Here is a 16,701-nt window from a genome sequence, read left to right as displayed (position 1 = left end):
CTGGCGCCCCAGGGGCATCTTCTGCGCGTCGGGGAGTCAATGTTATCGATATCCCCGGGCGAGGCGCGGGGAAATCATAGATACGCTATCAAAGCAGGGTTTATGCCCCCTGACAATAGCCAGCCTGGAGACAGAACGGTGAAAAGGTGACAGTGTCACTCGATGCGGTGATTTCTTCACCCTCGGGGGGAGCAGGGCAATCGTATTTTGTGCGTCGATGGATACGCTACTCACGATAATAAGGAATGTCTACCGGATAGGTGGTCGTCAGACTCAGCAGCCGACAGCGCACCAGCTTTTCCGTTTCGGCATACCAGTAAGCAAACTCGCCGGTGGTCTGGTGGTAAATCATCTGATCGAGGTTGGCAAACGGGATCACCAGCAGCGGCCCCTGGCGAACGTGGCCGCCGCCGGTTTCAAAGTGATGCTGCCCCCAGGATTGCTGGGTATGTTCATAGCGATGAAGGATCACCTCGATTTGCCCGCGCTGCGGACAGAGGAGTCGAATATCGGCGTTGTCGAGGGAAAAAGCCCAGCCAGAGAGAGAAGTGAACAGTGAGAGTGCCAAAAGTACAACGTATTTCATCATGCAAAAGTCCTGTGTTTTCAGGCTTTATGCCACTCTGACAGCGGTAAGTCCTTGAGCACAATCATATTGAGGGGTTATGTGATGGGGTTCTGTACGGCTAATTCTATTGATTTAATCAATATGACAAGTTCCGGTGATGAATGTGCGCGCCAGGGACGAACGCAGCAGGCAGCAAACGTGATAACTTTGCCGCCGGCGAGCGCGCGATGAGCGGGCCCCTCGCAGGGCCGCAGCAGGGCTGCTTAGTTATCCCAGGCGTGAGGGGCGAACAGGTAGCCTTTGTTGCGAACGGTCTTAATACGATAGGGCTCCGTGGCGTTGTCGAGCAGTTTTTTGCGCAGGCGGGAGATAGCCACGTCGACGCTGCGATCCATCCCGTCATAGGTCACGCCGCGTAAATTTTTCAGCAGTGCGTCGCGGTCCATAATCTGCCCGGCGTGGGTGGCCAACTCCCACAGCAGATCGAAATCGGCGGTCGACAGGGCGACGTTTTCTCCGCCAAGCAGCACCTGGCGGTTGACCGGGTCAATGGTCAGCGAGCCGAAGGAGATGGTTTTATGTGGCGTGAGCGTTGAGGAGGCGGATCCGGCGCCTGCCGGAGCAATATGCTGGCGCAAATGCAGACGCAGTCGCGCGAGAAGTACCGCTGGCGGCGTGGTTTTCAGAATATAATCGCTGGCGCCCATCTCCAGGGAGAGGATATGGTTCATATCGCTGTCGAGCGAAGTCAGCAGGACAATCGGCCCTTGCCATTGCCCGCGCAGATCGCGACAGAGCGTCATTCCGTCCTTGCCGGGCAGCATAATGTCCAGCAGCACCAGATCCGGTTTCTCCCGCGCGATCACCTCCTCAGCGCGGTCGCCGCGAGGCTCGACCACCACATCCATATCATGCTTGCCGAGATAGGCGGCGATCAGCGTGCCTACCTCAGGGTCATCCTCAACAAAAACGATTTTATTCATGTCTATTGCACATCAGTAAAAGAAGTAACATACACCGCACTTATTTTACCCGCCATTACTCTTTTATAAACAGCGTTAAATCCGCTATGCTGCCCTAACTTATTGATTCACTGTTAAGGCATACGGGCATGGGGCTGTTAATCAAAGGGCTGCTGGGAGCGCTGGTGGTGGTGCTGATTGGCGTGCTGGCGAAAACCAAAAACTACGCTATCGCTGGCCTGGTCCCGCTGTTTCCCACCTTTGCGCTCATCGCCCATTATATTGTCGCCAGCGAGCGGGGGATCGAAGCCCTGCGCGCGACCATCGTTTTCGGCATGTGGTCGATTCTTCCCTATTTTATCTATCTGCTGTCACTGTGGTATTTCACCGGGATCATGCGCCTGCCGTTGGCGCTGGCAGGCGCGGTGGGATGCTGGGGGCTGTGCGCCTGGCTGTTAATCCTCGGCTGGAGCCGTTTCCACTAGCGCAGCGGGCGGCCGCCGTCGACAGCGAATGAGCGGCCGGTAACGTAGCGGCTGGTAAACAGGTAATCGATGAGATCGCTAATCTCTTTTTCGCCAGGGGCGATTTTCATCAGCGATTTATCCAGCGCCTGCTGACGATAGGCCTCGTCGTCACCCTCATTAAACATGATTAGCGACGGCGCGATGGCGTTGACCTTAACCTCTGGCGCCAGCTTGCGAGCGAAGGAGCGGGTCATGTTATCCAGGGCGGCTTTGCTGGCGGCATAGGCGATATGTTTGTCGCTCCCGCGCTCCACCACGTAATCGGTGATATGGATAATGTCGCTGGCGGCATGGCCGTGGCCGCGCAGCAACGCCTCCAGCGCATGGTTGAGCAGATAGGGGGCGTTGACGTGGATCTGCATCATGCGGTTGATGACGGTGCTCAGCGGGACGCCCGGCTTTTCCGCCATCCAGTCGCTGGCGTTATGGATGATGGCGCGCAGACCGTCGGTGTGTGATTTGACCGCTTCAGCGAAGGTCAGAATGCCGTCATCGCTGCTAAAATCGGCCTGCAGGCAGAGCGCGCCCGCTTCGCGCAGGCCGTCAATCGCCGGATAGGGCGTACGATAGCTGACGATGACCGGCTGGCGCTGCTGCAGAAAATGGTGTGCCAGAGCGAGGCCGATGCGGCGGCCTGCTCCTGTGATCAGAATCGGGCGGGGCTGTTGTTCAGCCATGGGTATCTCCTATGCGTTCTGCGGCAGGGCGACCGCTTACCCCACCAGCATCCACGTTGCCGGCACAGCGGCAACCAGCAATAAACCAATTAGCGCCACTTCGCGGCGTTTGAGCGAACGATCGTGCTGGTGCGTACGTCGGGCGTACAAAAAGACCAGAAGACCCGGAGCGTAAAGTACCACCGACAACAGCAAATGCACAGGCCCCGACGCGTATAATAACCATATGCCATAAATACAGGCGCCGATAGCCACCGCTTTATGCAGCGGGCGAGTGGCGATTTTCAGCAGAAAGGCGCCGACCAGCAGATAGGGCACGAGAATCATCTCAGAGGCAATGGTCAGCAGCGTGCCGTAGTCCGATCCGGTCAGCCAGATCAGCACCAGCGATACCTGAACGCTGATATTGGTCAACCACAATGAGGCGGAGGGGGCGTTGTTGCTATTCTGACGGGCAAACAGGCGCGGGAAGGCTTTATGAGTGGCGGCGAGGAAAGGCACCTCCGCGGCCATGATGGTCCAGCTGAGATAAGCGCCGCACACCGACACGATCAGCCCGGCGGCAATGACGATCTCCCCCCATGACCCCATCAGCCTGACCATCAGTCCCGCCATCGACGGGTTGCGCATTTCGGCCAGTTCGCTGCGCGGCACAACGCCCAGCGACAGCAGGGTGACCAGCAGATACACCGCGAGGGCTGACAGCACCGCCAGCAGCGTCGCGCGGCCAACGTCGCGCTTGTGTCGCGCCCGCGCGGACACGACTACCGCCCCCTCCACGCCGATAAACACCCACAGGGTGATCAGCATGGTGTTTTTGACCTGCTCCCATACCGGCACGCCCAGCGCCAGGCCGCTAAAATCGAGGCGGAACGTATCCAGCTGAAAGGCCAGGGCGGCGAGCGCGACGAAGGCGCCCAGCGGCAGAAGCTTGGCGAGGGTGGCCACCAGGTTAATCCCCGCTGCCGTCTGGACACCGCGCAGGACCAGAAAGTGGACGACCCACAGCAGAACCGACGCGCCAACGATAGACTGCCAGGTATTACCATCGCCAAACAGGCGCAGCTCAGGGGTATCGGTGAAAAAACTGAGCGCCGAAAAGACGATAACCAGATAGGAGACGTTGGCGATCACCGCGCACAGCCAGTATCCCCAGGCGGAGCAGAAGCCGATCAGTTCGCCGAATCCTTCGCGAGCGTAGGTGAAGATCCCGCCGTCGAGGTCGGGACGAATACGGGTCAACAGCAGCATGGCGAAAGCGAGAAACAGGATCCCGACGCCGGTGATGGCCCAGCCAATGAGCAGAGCGGAGGGGCTGGCCACGGCAGCCATATTTTGCGGCAAACTGAATACGCCAGCGCCGAGCATTGAGCTAAGGACCAGGGCGGTCAGGGCGCTCAGGCCCAGTTTCTTTTCCATTGCATTCCCGAGGTGAAAATGGCTGTTCCAGAATATTTATTTTGCGAAATCGCATAAAAATGGAGGATTGCGCTAAGGCGCGGGATTTTACGGAGTGTCCGGGGGCCATGCAATGGCGGGGGATGAAAAAAAATGAAAAGGCGGCAATGCGCCGCCTTTTTAGCCAGCCAGCAGCGATTATTTGTACAAATCGGCGCTGATGGTGATGTTGCCGCCGCGTTCCTGCCACTGGCGGGTGATGTGGTAGTACTTCGCCCCTTTCTTCGCCGCGCGTTTCGCCGTCTGATAGGAGATCTCGGTCATGTTGCCGTAGTTGCCGGTGAACTGGATGTTATCGAACGGCACCATTTGCGCCGCAGTCACTTTGTTCACTTCTTCGACCTTAGTGCCGTTCGGCAGGGTGACAGTGTAACGTCCACCTTTCGAAGACTGAGTCTCAAAGAAACGCCCAACGCCGGTACCCGAACCCACCGCGGCGGTGGTGGCAACGCCCGGAATTTCAACGTTCTTCGCCGCTTCGCCGCCTTTGGCCAGCGCTGCGCGGCCAGCTTCAGAGTCAGCCGGGATAGCGTCCGGGCTCTGCAGCACGCGTTTTTCAGCATCTTTTTTGTAGATATAAGCGGTAATGCGCTGGTTGCCGCCCTGGTTGGCGTCAACCTGGCGGACGATAAAGAACGCATAGGCGCCTTTTGCTTTCGCCGCTTTGGTGATGGCGTCGTTGACTTCCGGCTGGCTGCGATAGAAGCCCTGAACGGTGACGGTGTCGTAAGGCATCAGCTCAACGGCCTGATCTTTCGGCAACTCCATCACGCCGTTGATAATGCGATTCTTCGGCGCATCCGCTTTCGGCGCGTCTTCTTTATAAAGGTCAGCCGTGACGCGCCAGTTGCCGCCATTGCCGTAGTCCGACGTGTCGACAACATAGAATGAGGCCGCGCCGTCTTTGTCGGCTTTGCGCGATACTGCCTGTACCGCATCGCCAATGGCATTAAACCGGCCGGTGACGACAACGCGATCGTAGGGCTTCAGCGCAGCCGCCTGCTCCGGGGTCAACTCGGTCGCTGCATGGGCAGACAACGTGGCGGTTGTCAGGAGAGCAGACGCCAGGAGGGTGTTTTTAAGCTTCATAAAAATAATCCTTTGCCTTGCGCAAACCATATACTGGTGTTGTTGTTGACTGAAAACGTTTGATTATTGCATTTAATCGCCGTGACTGTCTGCGTCAATTTTTGCTTGCCGCCCGAATCGTATACTACGGAAAGATAACATTTTTCGATATGTTGAAAAAACAGGCGCTTGACCAGCAAAAACGATAATCAATACCACTTTTATTAGTTAATGTAATGTTAACACAATGATCTCAATGGCGATAAATGGCGTTTTATACCGCAGGATAAGCGGATTATCAGGCCTGGGCGGCAAATTCAGGTAAATATTGCTGCCCGGACCCATCTGAGCTGACAATAAGCAATAAAATCAAAATTTGTGTTTTATCGTAGTAGATCACAATCGGTATTTTCAGTAGGTTATAAAAAGTTTGTTACTGTTTCATTTTGTAGACAGCGAAAGATGGCGAGGAAGATTTTGCCGTCCTGGCGTTGTTGGGCAGAAAAGTAAACCATCATCAAAAACCGATGGAAGGGAAAACTATGCGTATTGGTGTACCACAAGAAAGGCTAGCCCAGGAGACCCGGGCCGCCGCCACGCCGAAGACCGTTGAGCAATTGCTCAAACTCGGCTTTAGCGTCGCGGTAGAAAGCGGCGCCGGGAAGCTGGCCAGCTTTGACGATGAGGCCTTTGCCGAGGCAGGAGCTGAAATCGTGACCGGCGACGAGGTATGGCAGTCTGATGTCATCCTTAAGGTCAATGCTCCGAATGACGATGAAATTGCCCTGCTGAATCCGGGGACCACGCTGATTAGTTTTATCTGGCCGGCGCAAAACCCGCAGCTGATGGAAAAACTGGCGGCCCGTAATATCAACGTAATGGCGATGGATTCCGTGCCGCGTATTTCCCGCGCCCAGTCGCTGGATGCGCTCAGCTCAATGGCCAACATCGCCGGGTACCGCGCTATCGTTGAAGCGGCGCATGAATTTGGTCGATTCTTTACCGGGCAGATTACGGCGGCAGGCAAGGTTCCGCCCGCCAAGGTGATGGTCATTGGCGCCGGGGTAGCCGGTCTGGCGGCGATTGGCGCCGCCAACAGCCTGGGCGCTATTGTTCGCGCCTTCGATACCCGTCCGGAAGTGAAGGAGCAGGTGCAGAGTATGGGCGCCGAGTTCCTCGAGCTGGACTTTAAAGAGGAAGCGGGCAGCGGCGATGGCTACGCCAAGGTGATGTCTGAGGCCTTTATTAAGGCTGAAATGGCGCTGTTCGCCGCGCAGGCGAAAGAGGTCGATATCATTGTCACCACGGCGTTAATCCCGGGCAAACCAGCGCCGAAGCTGATCACCCGCGAAATGGTCGACTCCATGAAATCGGGCAGCGTGGTGGTCGATCTGGCCTCGCAAAACGGCGGCAACTGTGAGTACACCGTACCGGGCGAAGTGGTGACCACCGCCAACGGCGTGAAAATCATCGGTTACACCGATCTTCCTGGCCGTCTGCCGACCCAGTCCTCCCAGCTCTACGGCACCAACCTGGTGAACCTGCTGAAGCTGCTGTGCAAAGAGAAAGACGGCAATATCGTTATCGATTTCGATGACGTGGTAGTGCGCGGCGTGACCGTTGTTCGCGAAGGTGAAATCACCTGGCCGGCGCCGCCGATTCAGGTCTCCGCTCAGCCGCAGGCCGCGGCGAAAAAAGTGGAAGCGCCGAAAGAAGCGGTGAAACCGGCGTCGCCGTGGCGCAAATATGCGCTGATGGCGCTGGCGATTATTCTCTTCGGCTGGCTGGCCAACGTGGCGCCAAAAGAGTTCCTCGGCCATTTCACCGTCTTCGCGCTGGCCTGCGTGGTGGGTTACTACGTGGTGTGGAACGTCTCCCATGCGCTGCATACGCCGCTGATGTCGGTGACCAATGCCATTTCGGGCATTATCGTGGTTGGCGCGTTGTTGCAGATAGGCCACGGCGGCTGGGTCAGCTTCCTGAGCTTTATCGCGGTGCTGATCGCCAGCATTAATATTTTCGGTGGTTTTACCGTGACTCAGCGCATGCTGAAAATGTTTCGCAAAGGATAAGGGGTAGCACATGTCTGGTGGATTAGTAACGGCTGCATACATTGTTGCTGCAATCCTGTTTATTTTCAGCCTGGCGGGCCTGTCGAAACACGAAACGTCGCAGCAGGGCAACTATTTCGGCATCGCCGGGATGGCCATTGCCCTGATCGCTACCATCCTGGGGCCGGACGCCGGCAACGTCGGCTGGATTATTCTTGCGATGGTGATCGGCGGGGCGATCGGTATTCGTCTGGCGAAGAAGGTCGAGATGACCGAAATGCCGGAGCTGGTGGCTATCCTGCACAGCTTCGTGGGTCTGGCAGCGGTGCTGGTGGGTTTCAACAGCTACCTGCAGCATGAAACCGGTATGGAGCAAATTCTGGTCAATATTCATTTGACCGAAGTGTTCCTCGGGATCTTCATCGGCGCGGTGACCTTCACCGGTTCGGTGGTGGCGTTTGGTAAACTGCGCGGCAAAATTTCCTCCAGGCCGCTGATGCTGCCCAATCGCCATAAGCTGAACCTGGCGGCGCTGGTGGTTTCCTTCATCCTGATGGTGATTTTTGTTCGCTCTGACAGCACCGGCACCCAGGTCCTGTGCCTGCTGGTGATGACCGCGATCGCGCTGGCCTTTGGCTGGCACCTGGTGGCCTCTATCGGCGGTGCGGACATGCCGGTGGTGGTCTCGATGCTCAACTCCTACTCGGGCTGGGCGGCAGCGGCGGCGGGCTTTATGCTGAGTAATGACCTGCTGATCGTCACCGGCGCGCTGGTGGGCTCTTCCGGCGCCATCCTCTCTTACATTATGTGTAAGGCGATGAACCGCTCCTTTATCAGCGTGATCGCCGGGGGCTTCGGCACCGATGGTTCCTCCAGCGGCGGCGATGAAGAAGTGGGCGAGCATCGCGAGATTAGTGCCGAAGAGACGGCGGAGATGCTGAAAAACTCGCACTCGGTGATCATCACCCCGGGCTACGGTATGGCGGTGGCTCAGGCGCAGTATCCGGTAGCAGAAATTACCGAGAAGCTGCGGGCGCGGGGTATCAAAGTACGCTTTGGTATTCATCCGGTGGCCGGGCGCCTGCCGGGGCATATGAACGTCCTGCTGGCGGAAGCCAAAGTGCCTTACGACATCGTGCTGGAGATGGATGAGATCAACGACGATTTCAGCGACACCGACACCGTGCTGGTGATCGGCGCCAACGATACCGTCAACCCGGCGGCGCAGGACGATCCGAAGAGCCCGATCGCCGGCATGCCGGTGCTCGAGGTGTGGAAAGCGCAGAATGTGGTGGTCTTTAAGCGTTCAATGAACACCGGTTACGCCGGCGTACAGAACCCGCTGTTCTTTAAAGAGAACACACATATGCTGTTTGGCGATGCTAAAGCCAGCGTCGATGCGATCCTGAAAGCGCTGTAATGTAACATAATTGTTTTACAACGTTTGTTTATAAGCCGTCTCCTGTGAGACGGCTTTTTTATATGCAGGGGAATGCCTGGAATTGTTCATAAAATAAGCAGCAAGAGGTGATATAATGTTCCTGTTCTTACATCAGACAGAGGATATTATGGATACCGAGTTAACCCCAACGCAGATGGCCATCGAATTCTTACGCCGCGACACTACCGTCATGACCCCAGCGCAGTATCTGAAAAAACTTAAACTGCTGGAGCTGGAGTTTGCTGACCTGATGGCGCTCTCCTCGCTGGAGCTGAAAGAAGAGATCGATCTGGCCTGGCGTCTGGGTATCCACTAAGCCATTCTCGCTGGACAGCGACAGGGGCCGCCAACGGCCCTTTTTTTGTGCCTGGCTGGCAGCAAGCAAAAAAATCCCCCGCGAGGCGGGGGAAGATGAGCGGTGGCGGTTAATCGTCGTCGTCGTCGTCCAGTTCCACCGGCGTCTGGTAGGCCTCCGGTTTCAGCACCAGCAGGTCACAGCGCAGGTGGTCGACAACCTGTTCCGCGGTATTGCCGAGGAACGCCGCCGACAGGCCGGTACGTCCGACCGTTCCCAGCACCACGATCCCCGCCTGCAGATGCTCGGCGAGGTCCGGGATCACCTCTTCAGGCAGTCCTTTTTCGACGTGGGTGAATTTTTCATCGATGCCAAACTTCTGCCGCAGCGCTTTCATCGCCAGCAGATGCTGGCCGCGGATCGCGTCGTTGTAGACGCTGGGATCAAAATCCGGCAGTTCTATCGCGATATTGATCGGCGTCACCGGGTAGGCACCGATCAGGTGCACTTCAGTGTGGTTGACTTCTTCCGCCAGCGACAGCGTCTCGCGAACCAGCTTCTCGTTAAGGGTGTTGTGATAATTCTCTTCGCTGGCGAGATTGACGGCGACCAGCGCTTTGCCGCCTTCCGGCCACGGCTGGTCTTTGACCATCCACACCGGGCAAGGGCATTTACGCAGCAGATGCCAGTCCGTCGGGGTAAAGATCACCGCCTCCAGTTTGTCGTGCTGGTGGGCCATCTTCAGCAGCAGATCGTGTTTCTCACTGACCACCTCCTGAATAATCGCTTCGAAGGGGCGGTTGTGCCACACCACTTTCACGTCAATCGGCACGCCCGATTCCAGGTAGAATTTCGCCTGCTCGCGGATCCAGGCCGTTCGTTGGGCAATGACGCCCTGGCGCATTGCCGTCCGCTCATCCGGCGACAGCAGGGTGGTCATTTCATAGGAAAAATCATAGATCGGCAAAAAGGCTTTGATGCGTCCACCAATCCGTTGGTGCAGGTACACCGCTCGCCTTAGCGCCGGCTGGTCGTCCTGGTTAGGATCGATTACTACCAGCATGCTCTGATACTTCGCCATACAGGGTCTCCTTACAACTGCAGCTACCGTCAGTTATTAAAAAGATAACCTATATGGATGAATTGAAACAGGGGAGGAGCCTGGTCAGATCAACAAATCTGAAAAAATTGCCGATCGTGACCAGGTATTGCGCAGAGATTAAGCGACGTTGCGCGCCTGCCCGGCCAGCTGGGCCAGCAGATCGCTGTTTTCAATAGTGATATATTTGCCTTTCACCGCCAGCATGCCGCTTTTCTGAAAACGGCCCAGCAGACGGCTGATGGTTTCGACGGTGAGGCCGAGATAGTTGCCAATATCGCCGCGGGTCATGGTCAGCCGGAACTCACGTGGTGAGAAGCCGCGCTGGGCGAAACGACGAGAAAGGTTATAGATAAACGCGGCCAGGCGCTCTTCGGCATTCTTTTTGGAAAGCAACAGGATCATATCCTGGTCGCCTTTAATCTCACCGCTCATCAGGCGCATCATCTGCTGACGCAGATTGGGCATTTTTCCGGAAAGATCGTCAAGGGTTTCGAAGGGGATCTCGCAGACCATTGAGGTTTCCAGCGCCTGCGCAAAGCTCGGGTGCAGACCGGTGCCGATGGCGTCAAAGCCCACCAGGTCGCCCGCCAGATGGAAGCCAGTGATCTGCTCATCACCTTGCTCGGTGATGGTATAGCTTTTGATGGTCCCGGAGCGAATAGCGTACAACGACTTCAGCTCATCACCGGCTTTGAACAAGGTTTGACCTTTCTGGATAGGCTTTTTCCGCTCGATAATATTATCCAGCTGATCAAGCTCATGCTCGTTCAGAGTAAAGGGGATGCAGAGCTGGCTAATGCTGCAATCCTGACAATGGATTGCACAACCGCCAGACTGAATGCGTCGAATAATTCGCTTCTCAGGGATCATATGTCTGCTCAGGCCTTAATTGATATTGGTCAATTTTAACATCTTTTTGATCAGCAGGTAAGTCTTCAGGCCCGGAAACACGTAATATCAGCAGGGTAAATCAAATTGCTTGTGTATCTATTTGATTAAAAACAGATTATTACGCCACTTTTGATTGTAAAATTACCTGAAAATTCCAGAAAAGGCATTTTCAGTCAAAGCAACAGATAGCCCTCGTGACGCAAAAGCCACTCTTTACGCTGTACGCCGCCGGCATAGCCGGTCATGGTGCCGTTGCGCCCGATGACCCGATGGCAGGGCACCACGATACTCACCGGATTGGCGCCATTGGCGGCGCCCACCGCGCGCGCGGCGCCGGGACGACCGAGCGCCTCGGCCAGTTGGCCGTAGTGCATCACCTGGCCACAGGGGATATCGCGTAACGCCTGCCAGACCTGGCGCTGAAAAGGGGTGCCGGCGGTGGCGGTAGGCAGAGTCTCGATAATGGCTAAATCGCCGGCAAAATAGTCGCTCAGCTTACTGCTGAGACCGCCGGGATTGCGGCAGTCGACGCGCTGATAGCCTTCCCGGCGATAGTGAACGTCGAGCAGCGTTTCCATCCGATCGCGGTGCTCGTCCCACTCGACGGCGCGCAAATTAAACTGTTCGTCGCAAAGCACCCACAACGGCCCCAGCGGGGTATCCATTTTATCCTGCAGCAAGGTCAACATCGTTTCTGTCATCCACCATCGTACATGAGAGGCACACGATACCACGCGCTGACGGCAGTCAACTATACTCCCAAAAGGTAAAACCGCATCGCCAGATAGCACGGCGGGCTATCCGCCGTGGAGGCATTCTGCGATCGCCACGATGATTTATTTTTGGATCGATCCTGGCGGGTTACCGGACAGGGTTTTTGCTACTTTTAAGCTGACGACGTCGGTCCTCCGCGCCGCTGTGCGCGCTCGGGAAAGTGCTACCGCGTCGGCGCGGCGCGGTTAATAACTCAGAGGTGGAGCTATGCAATATATACTGACTGGCGTAATCGTACTGATCTTCAGCGGTCTGGTTATTCACGGTATGTCGCTGTTGCTTGAGCGAGGGTATCGCGCGCTTTTCGGCATATTCGCCGGAGCCGGGGAAGCGACCCGTAAGTTCAAAGTGAAGATATCGCGTTAAGCTAAGGCGGCCGTCCCTGGCGCATCGGTGGGTTAAGACAGCCGCGGATAGATGCCAGGGCCGATCGGCAGTCCCACCAGATACCAGCCCACCAGCAACAGCAGCCAGACGGCGAGAAAAATCAGCGGGTAAGGGAGCACCAGCGAGTAGTAGGTGCCGAGGCGGGCATCCGGCCGGTAGCGCTGTAGAAAGCCGAGAAACAACGGCACAAACGGTGACACCGGCGCCAGCGGCAGCACCGATGAATCAGCGATACGAAACAGGATCTGCGCAAACGCCGGGTGAAAGCCCAACAGCATAAACATTGGCACGAAGATCGGCGCCAGAATCGACCAGATGGCCGAGCCGCTGGCGATAAACATACACAGAAAAGCCGACAGCAGCGCAAGACCGACAAACGCCGGAACACCGTTCATGCCTGAACTCTCCAGCAGATCCGTCAGCCCGACGGCCATAAACTTGCCCATGTTGCTCCAGTTGAACATCGCCACGAACTGCGCCAGCGGGAAGACCATCACGATAAACCCGGCCATCTCTTTCATCGGCTCAATCATCAACTGCGGCAGGTCGGCCTGGCGGCGAATTTTGCCGGTGGCGATGCCGTATGCCAGCGACACGACAAAGAAGAAAAAGATAATTAGCGGCACGATGCCTTTGATAAACGGCGAGGGCATGACCGTATGCTGAACCGGATCGCGAAGAATACCGTTTTCGGGGACCACCATCAGGGCGATGACCGCCACGAATACCAGCGTCGCCACGCCGGCGATGCGCAGGCCGAACCGCTCCCCGGGCGTCAGCGTCTGCAGCTTTTCATCACGACTGCCTTGCCACTGGCCCAGCCGCGGCTCGACCAGCTTATCGGTGATCAGTCCGCCGACGAGCGTCAGAACGATCACCGAGGTCGCCATAAAGTACCAGTTGTCGATCACGCTGACGTGCAAAGAGGCATCGATGGACTTTGCCGCCTCGGTGCTGATCCCGGAGAGCAGCACGTCGGTGGTGACAATCAGTAGATTGGCGGTAAAGCCGCAGCCCACGCCGGCTATCGCCGCCAGCAGACCAGCGACAGGATGCCGACCGACGGCAAGAAACATCAGCGCCCCCAGCGGCGGCATAATCACCAGCGCCGCATCGGAAGAGATATGGCTGAAAAAGGCGATAAACAGCACCATATAGCTGGCATAGCGGGCGCTGACGTGCGAGGCCATCTTGACCATCAACGCCGGTAACAGGCCCACCCGCTCGGCAAAGCCGGCGCCCAGCACCAGGGCGAGGATCGCGCCCAGCGGCGCGAAACCGCTGAAGTTTTTAATCACGTTCGGCAAAAACCAGTGCAATCCTTCCACGCTGAGCAGGTTTTTGACCACCACCCGCGAACCGTCAGTTGGGTTTTGTACCCCAACGTTGAGGGCGGAGAGGATTGCCGTGGCAGCGATCAGCACGGCGATGAGATAGATAAACAGCAAAAACGGGTGCGGGACCTTGTTACCGATCTTCTCTACCCAGCCATAGCGCTTTCCGCCGGGGGAAGATGACGGTATGGATGACATACTCATGGGCATTCCTCTGTTGTCGTTGTTGTGTTGGGCAGGCCTGCTCCCGTACTGCCGGCGGTTATTATGGTCGGTGCGTGCCGCGATGCCGGTCAGCGTTGGCCAGGAGTAGCCTGTCTTAAGTGGTTATCGTAAAACGGACGGACTCACCTCCGCCGGGATCGGGCAACGATAGGGGCGTTCGGCCAGTACCTGCCTGAGCTCTTGCTGGCTGGCCGCCAGCAGGGCGCTGTCGCTGAATAAACGGATGGCGGTCGCCGCGAGGACTTTCCCCGCCAGCAACATCCCTTTATGGGCAATGGAGGTTCTGCCCTGGCTCACCAGCTGCCAGCTGTGCAGCGGGGTACCCACCGCGAAGCACGGGCTGAAGCACTGGGCCACCGGCGCTTTCCAGCTAACATCGCCGACGTCGGTGGATCCGGCGAGGACGTTATCCGTGGCCACCCAGGGCGCCACCTCATCAATCAGCAAGGTGTCGCGGTGGCGACGAGCGAACGTTTTGCCTTCCTCGCCACTGGTGCCGGCAATATTGTTCAGGCTGTTGTTAATATCGTTGGCGCTTAGAGTGGCGCGGATCGCCGCGGCAAAAGCGCGTTCCTCGTCGCTCCAGGCGGGGGTACCGTAATGACAGACCGCCTGATACATCGCCGCCTCAAGCGTGCGGTTGGGCAGATAGCTGGAGCAGGCTTTTTCAAAGCGGCAGCTGACCTGGGTCTCGGTCATCAGCGCGGCCCCCTGGGCAATCTTCTCTATGCGGGCGAAGATTTGCTCAGCGTCGGCCATCTCCGGCGCGCGGATCAAATACAGCACTTCCGCCTGCGCCTGCACCACGTTGGGCGAGACGCCGCCGGTATCGGTAATGGCGTAATGGACGCGCGCCTTCTCGATGATATGTTCATTGAGGAAATTGCTGCCGGTGGTCATCAGGGTGACGGCATCCAGCGCGCTCCGGCCCAGGTGCGGCGAATTAGCGGCGTGGGCCGCGGTGCCGGTAAATCGCCATGCCGCCTGAATGTTGGCGAGGGTGCGGGTGCTGAACATCCCGGCCCAGGCTTCCGGATGCCAGGTCAGCGCCGCATCGACATCATCAAACAACCCTTCGCGCACCATAAAGGTTTTTCCCGAACCGCCTTCCTCGCCGGGACAACCGTAGAAGCGCAGAGTGCCGCTGTCGCCGTGCTGCTGCAGCCAGCCTTTGGCGGCGACCGCCGCGGCGAATGCCGCGGTGCCGAGCAGATTGTGCCCACAGCCGTGGCCGTTGGCTCCCGGTGTCAAGGGCGTCGGTTCCGCGCTGTGGGCCTGCTGGCTGAGTCCCGCCAGGGCGTCAAATTCGCCGAGCAGGGCAATGACCGGTTGGCCCTCACCGACGCTGGCGATAAAGGCATTCGGGATCCCGCCAGCATCGCGGGTGAGCTGAAAACCTTCCGCCTCCAGGGCGTCGGCCAGCCGTTGGGCTGACCAGAACTCCTCAAAGCGGGTCTCCGGGTGGTCCCAGATGTCGTCGGCGATGGCGCAGTAAGTGTCGCGTTGTGCCTCAACCACCTCGTCCACAAACTGAAAAATGGCTTCCATTACACCCCCCGCTGCCAGGGAAAGTTAAGCGCGACGCGCGCCAGGGTTTCGACCGCTACCGCCATCACGCTCTCGTCGAAGTCAAACTTTTCGTTGTGGTGACCGGCGCTGAGTTCAGTGCCGAAAATCATGTACGAGGCGAGGCCGCCGCGCGCCTGGACCCGGGCCATCATCAGGGTGGCGTCTTCGGAGCCCGCCGGGGCGGCGATGCGATCCACCGCCTGTTGCACGCCGGGCACCCGGGCGGCCTGTTCGCGCAGATAGTCCACCCACGCCGGCGACGGTGCGCTGGCGGTCGCCGCGCCCATCATGCGCAGTTCGTAGCGGGCTTCGTACATCGCCGCCGCCCCGGCGACGACGTGCTGCGCCCGCTCGAACACGTACTGATTAATGGCTTCGCTTTCGCCGCGGGTTTCCACTTTTAACAGCGCGGAAGAGGGCACCACGTTGCGCCCGGTACCGGCCTGCATCACCCCGACGTTGACCCGCGAGGCGCCGGCGCTGTGCGGCGGGATGGCGTGCAGGCCAAGGGCGGCCTGGGCGGCGGCCAGCAGCGCGTTGCGCCCGTCCTCGGGCTTGCCGCCGGCGTGGGCGGCCACGCCGCTGAACTGCACGTCGAATTTGGTGGTGGCCATAAAGTTGTCTCCACCGCAGACGACGGTACCTGCCGGCACGCCGGTCCCGATATGGATCGCCGTGAAATAATCCACGTCATCAACCACGCCGGCGGCCACCATCGCGCGGGCGCCGCGGGTACCCTCTTCAGCAGGCTGGAAAATCAGTTTAATGACGCCATTGAGCTGGGCGGCATACTGCTTGAGCACATGCGCCAGCCCCAGCCCGATGGCGGTATGGCCGTCATGGCCGCAGGCGTGCATCATGCCGGCGTTGCAGGAGGCGAAATGATCGCGATGGGGGCGGTGGCTATCGTCATGCTGTTCGTTGAGATCGAGGGCATCCATATCGACGCGAAAGGCCAGGGTTGGCCCGGGCCGCCCGGTGTCGAGCGTGGCCACCACGCCGGCGAAACCACCTTCAAACGCCGGCAGCCAGCGCTCCGGCGCGCCCTGTTCGCGGGCGCGTTCGAAAGCCCGGGCCAGGGTCTCCTCGTCCGGCAGCCCCATCCGGCTGTCGGCATCGATGACGTCGCGGCCTAGCGCCAGCTGATAGCCGAGCCCGTCAAGAATATCCGCGACCTTACTGGCGGTGCGAAACTCCAGCCAGCCGGATTCAGCGTGCAGGTGAAAATCGCGGCGCCATTGGGTCATGGAGGGCGCCAGCTGGCGGAGGTATTCATCAAGTTGCGGCATAGCTTATCCTGTCATAAGTAAAAAATGTGACGGCGTTCACGATGTGATAGCTTTTGTTTATCACTTGCGTTTTACAGGCCGTA

At 58.1% G+C, this 16,701-nt stretch carries 16 protein-coding genes; 5 read left to right on the top strand and 11 right to left on the bottom strand.

The genetic code is table 11. The features are described from left to right. Positions 1–226 precede the first annotated feature (226 nt). Positions 227–589, bottom strand: a complete 363-nt coding sequence (locus tag OHJ17_RS13740; protein WP_002903374.1) for a hypothetical protein — start codon at positions 587–589, stop codon at positions 227–229. 242 nt (positions 590–831) lie between these two features. Continuing rightward, entirely contained in the window at positions 832–1,551 is a 720-nt protein-coding gene (gene rstA / locus OHJ17_RS13735) for a two-component system response regulator RstA (protein ID WP_002903377.1), read from the bottom strand. A gap of 128 nt (positions 1,552–1,679) precedes the next feature. Here rstA and OHJ17_RS13730 point away from each other — a divergent pair, with 128 nt between their 5' ends. After that, complete coding sequence (locus OHJ17_RS13730; protein ID WP_002903379.1) at positions 1,680–2,015, top strand: GlpM family protein; 336 nt, start codon at positions 1,680–1,682, stop codon at positions 2,013–2,015. Here the strand turns inward: OHJ17_RS13730 and folM are convergent. The 3 genes from folM to ydgH form a co-directional block, all read right to left on the bottom strand. Further along, positions 2,012–2,734, bottom strand: a complete 723-nt coding sequence (gene folM / locus OHJ17_RS13725) for a dihydromonapterin reductase (protein WP_004179681.1) — start codon at positions 2,732–2,734, stop codon at positions 2,012–2,014. The genes OHJ17_RS13730 and folM overlap by 4 nt on opposite strands. Before the next feature lie 36 nt (positions 2,735–2,770). Continuing rightward, positions 2,771–4,153 carry an amino acid permease gene (locus OHJ17_RS13720; protein WP_004183892.1) on the bottom strand — a complete coding sequence of 461 codons (1,383 nt, stop codon included), beginning with the start codon at positions 4,151–4,153 and terminating at the stop codon, positions 2,771–2,773. Positions 4,154–4,330: 177 nt separating this feature from the next. Further along, complete coding sequence (gene ydgH / locus OHJ17_RS13715) at positions 4,331–5,281, bottom strand: DUF1471 family protein YdgH (RefSeq protein ID WP_002903384.1); 951 nt, start codon at positions 5,279–5,281, stop codon at positions 4,331–4,333. Between the two features lie 521 nt (positions 5,282–5,802). Between ydgH and pntA the strand changes: the two genes are divergently transcribed. From pntA to OHJ17_RS13695, 3 genes are all read left to right on the top strand, one after another. Continuing rightward, positions 5,803–7,332: a Re/Si-specific NAD(P)(+) transhydrogenase subunit alpha gene (pntA, locus tag OHJ17_RS13705; RefSeq protein WP_004148265.1), complete on the top strand. Its 1,530-nt coding sequence runs from the start codon at positions 5,803–5,805 to the stop codon at positions 7,330–7,332. A gap of 10 nt (positions 7,333–7,342) precedes the next feature. Then, positions 7,343–8,731, top strand: a complete 1,389-nt coding sequence (pntB, locus tag OHJ17_RS13700) for a Re/Si-specific NAD(P)(+) transhydrogenase subunit beta (RefSeq protein ID WP_002903386.1) — start codon at positions 7,343–7,345, stop codon at positions 8,729–8,731. A 148-nt stretch (positions 8,732–8,879) separates the two neighbouring features. After that, positions 8,880–9,068 carry a YdiH family protein gene (locus OHJ17_RS13695; protein WP_004887037.1) on the top strand — a complete coding sequence of 63 codons (189 nt, stop codon included), beginning with the start codon at positions 8,880–8,882 and terminating at the stop codon, positions 9,066–9,068. Positions 9,069–9,177: 109 nt separating this feature from the next. On the opposite strand, the gene uspE is transcribed toward OHJ17_RS13695, so the two are convergent. The 3 genes from uspE to ogt all read right to left on the bottom strand — a co-directional run bounded on the left by uspE (position 9,178) and on the right by ogt (position 11,729). Next, positions 9,178–10,128, bottom strand: a complete 951-nt coding sequence (gene uspE / locus OHJ17_RS13690) for a universal stress protein UspE (RefSeq protein ID WP_002903391.1) — start codon at positions 10,126–10,128, stop codon at positions 9,178–9,180. Positions 10,129–10,266: 138 nt separating this feature from the next. Continuing rightward, the gene (fnr, locus tag OHJ17_RS13685) at positions 10,267–11,019 is read right to left on the bottom strand and encodes a fumarate/nitrate reduction transcriptional regulator Fnr (protein WP_002903394.1); all 753 of its coding nucleotides are present in this window, start codon (positions 11,017–11,019) and stop codon (positions 10,267–10,269) included. 194 nt (positions 11,020–11,213) lie between these two features. Continuing rightward, positions 11,214–11,729, bottom strand: coding sequence for a methylated-DNA--[protein]-cysteine S-methyltransferase (ogt, locus tag OHJ17_RS13680; RefSeq protein ID WP_004224598.1), 516 nt, complete (start codon positions 11,727–11,729; stop codon positions 11,214–11,216). 292 nt (positions 11,730–12,021) lie between these two features. Here ogt and OHJ17_RS13675 point away from each other — a divergent pair, with 292 nt between their 5' ends. Continuing rightward, positions 12,022–12,180, top strand: a complete 159-nt coding sequence (locus OHJ17_RS13675) for a hypothetical protein (protein WP_002903398.1) — start codon at positions 12,022–12,024, stop codon at positions 12,178–12,180. 32 nt (positions 12,181–12,212) lie between these two features. Here OHJ17_RS13675 and abgT read toward each other — a convergent pair whose 3' ends face one another. The 3 genes from abgT to OHJ17_RS13660 form a co-directional block, all read right to left on the bottom strand. Further along, complete coding sequence (gene abgT, locus OHJ17_RS13670; protein WP_002903400.1) at positions 12,213–13,739, bottom strand: p-aminobenzoyl-glutamate transporter; 1,527 nt, start codon at positions 13,737–13,739, stop codon at positions 12,213–12,215. Between the two features lie 123 nt (positions 13,740–13,862). After that, positions 13,863–15,308, bottom strand: coding sequence for a M20 family metallopeptidase (locus tag OHJ17_RS13665; RefSeq protein WP_004190329.1), 1,446 nt, complete (start codon positions 15,306–15,308; stop codon positions 13,863–13,865). Next, positions 15,308–16,618: a M20 family metallo-hydrolase gene (locus tag OHJ17_RS13660; RefSeq protein ID WP_015958358.1), complete on the bottom strand. Its 1,311-nt coding sequence runs from the start codon at positions 16,616–16,618 to the stop codon at positions 15,308–15,310. The genes OHJ17_RS13665 and OHJ17_RS13660 overlap by 1 nt, the downstream gene beginning before the upstream one ends. Positions 16,619–16,701: the final 83 nt, after the last annotated feature.

This window comes from Klebsiella sp. KP20-425-1, from assembly GCF_025813515.1.
Classification (GTDB): domain Bacteria; phylum Pseudomonadota; class Gammaproteobacteria; order Enterobacterales; family Enterobacteriaceae; genus Klebsiella; species Klebsiella pneumoniae.
This window is presented reverse-complemented; position numbering and strand designations above follow the sequence as displayed.

What these genes read in the sequence shown, in the direction of transcription:
- OHJ17_RS13675 (WP_002903398.1), top strand. Translation starts at nt 12,022, where the DNA reads ATGCAATATATACTGACTGGCGTAATCGTACTGATCTTCAGCGGTCTG.
- fnr (WP_002903394.1), bottom strand. Translation starts at nt 11,019, where the DNA reads ATGATCCCTGAGAAGCGAATTATTCGACGCATTCAGTCTGGCGGTTGT.
- OHJ17_RS13695 (WP_004887037.1), top strand. Translation starts at nt 8,880, where the DNA reads ATGGATACCGAGTTAACCCCAACGCAGATGGCCATCGAATTCTTACGC.
- OHJ17_RS13740 (WP_002903374.1), bottom strand. Translation starts at nt 589, where the DNA reads ATGATGAAATACGTTGTACTTTTGGCACTCTCACTGTTCACTTCTCTC.
- OHJ17_RS13665 (WP_004190329.1), bottom strand. Translation starts at nt 15,308, where the DNA reads ATGGAAGCCATTTTTCAGTTTGTGGACGAGGTGGTTGAGGCACAACGC.
- OHJ17_RS13720 (WP_004183892.1), bottom strand. Translation starts at nt 4,153, where the DNA reads ATGGAAAAGAAACTGGGCCTGAGCGCCCTGACCGCCCTGGTCCTTAGC.
- pntB (WP_002903386.1), top strand. Translation starts at nt 7,343, where the DNA reads ATGTCTGGTGGATTAGTAACGGCTGCATACATTGTTGCTGCAATCCTG.
- OHJ17_RS13730 (WP_002903379.1), top strand. Translation starts at nt 1,680, where the DNA reads ATGGGGCTGTTAATCAAAGGGCTGCTGGGAGCGCTGGTGGTGGTGCTG.
- uspE (WP_002903391.1), bottom strand. Translation starts at nt 10,128, where the DNA reads ATGGCGAAGTATCAGAGCATGCTGGTAGTAATCGATCCTAACCAGGAC.
- ydgH (WP_002903384.1), bottom strand. Translation starts at nt 5,281, where the DNA reads ATGAAGCTTAAAAACACCCTCCTGGCGTCTGCTCTCCTGACAACCGCC.
- abgT (WP_002903400.1), bottom strand. Translation starts at nt 13,739, where the DNA reads ATGAGTATGTCATCCATACCGTCATCTTCCCCCGGCGGAAAGCGCTAT.
- pntA (WP_004148265.1), top strand. Translation starts at nt 5,803, where the DNA reads ATGCGTATTGGTGTACCACAAGAAAGGCTAGCCCAGGAGACCCGGGCC.
- OHJ17_RS13660 (WP_015958358.1), bottom strand. Translation starts at nt 16,618, where the DNA reads ATGCCGCAACTTGATGAATACCTCCGCCAGCTGGCGCCCTCCATGACC.
- ogt (WP_004224598.1), bottom strand. Translation starts at nt 11,729, where the DNA reads ATGTTGACCTTGCTGCAGGATAAAATGGATACCCCGCTGGGGCCGTTG.
- folM (WP_004179681.1), bottom strand. Translation starts at nt 2,734, where the DNA reads ATGGCTGAACAACAGCCCCGCCCGATTCTGATCACAGGAGCAGGCCGC.
- rstA (WP_002903377.1), bottom strand. Translation starts at nt 1,551, where the DNA reads ATGAATAAAATCGTTTTTGTTGAGGATGACCCTGAGGTAGGCACGCTG.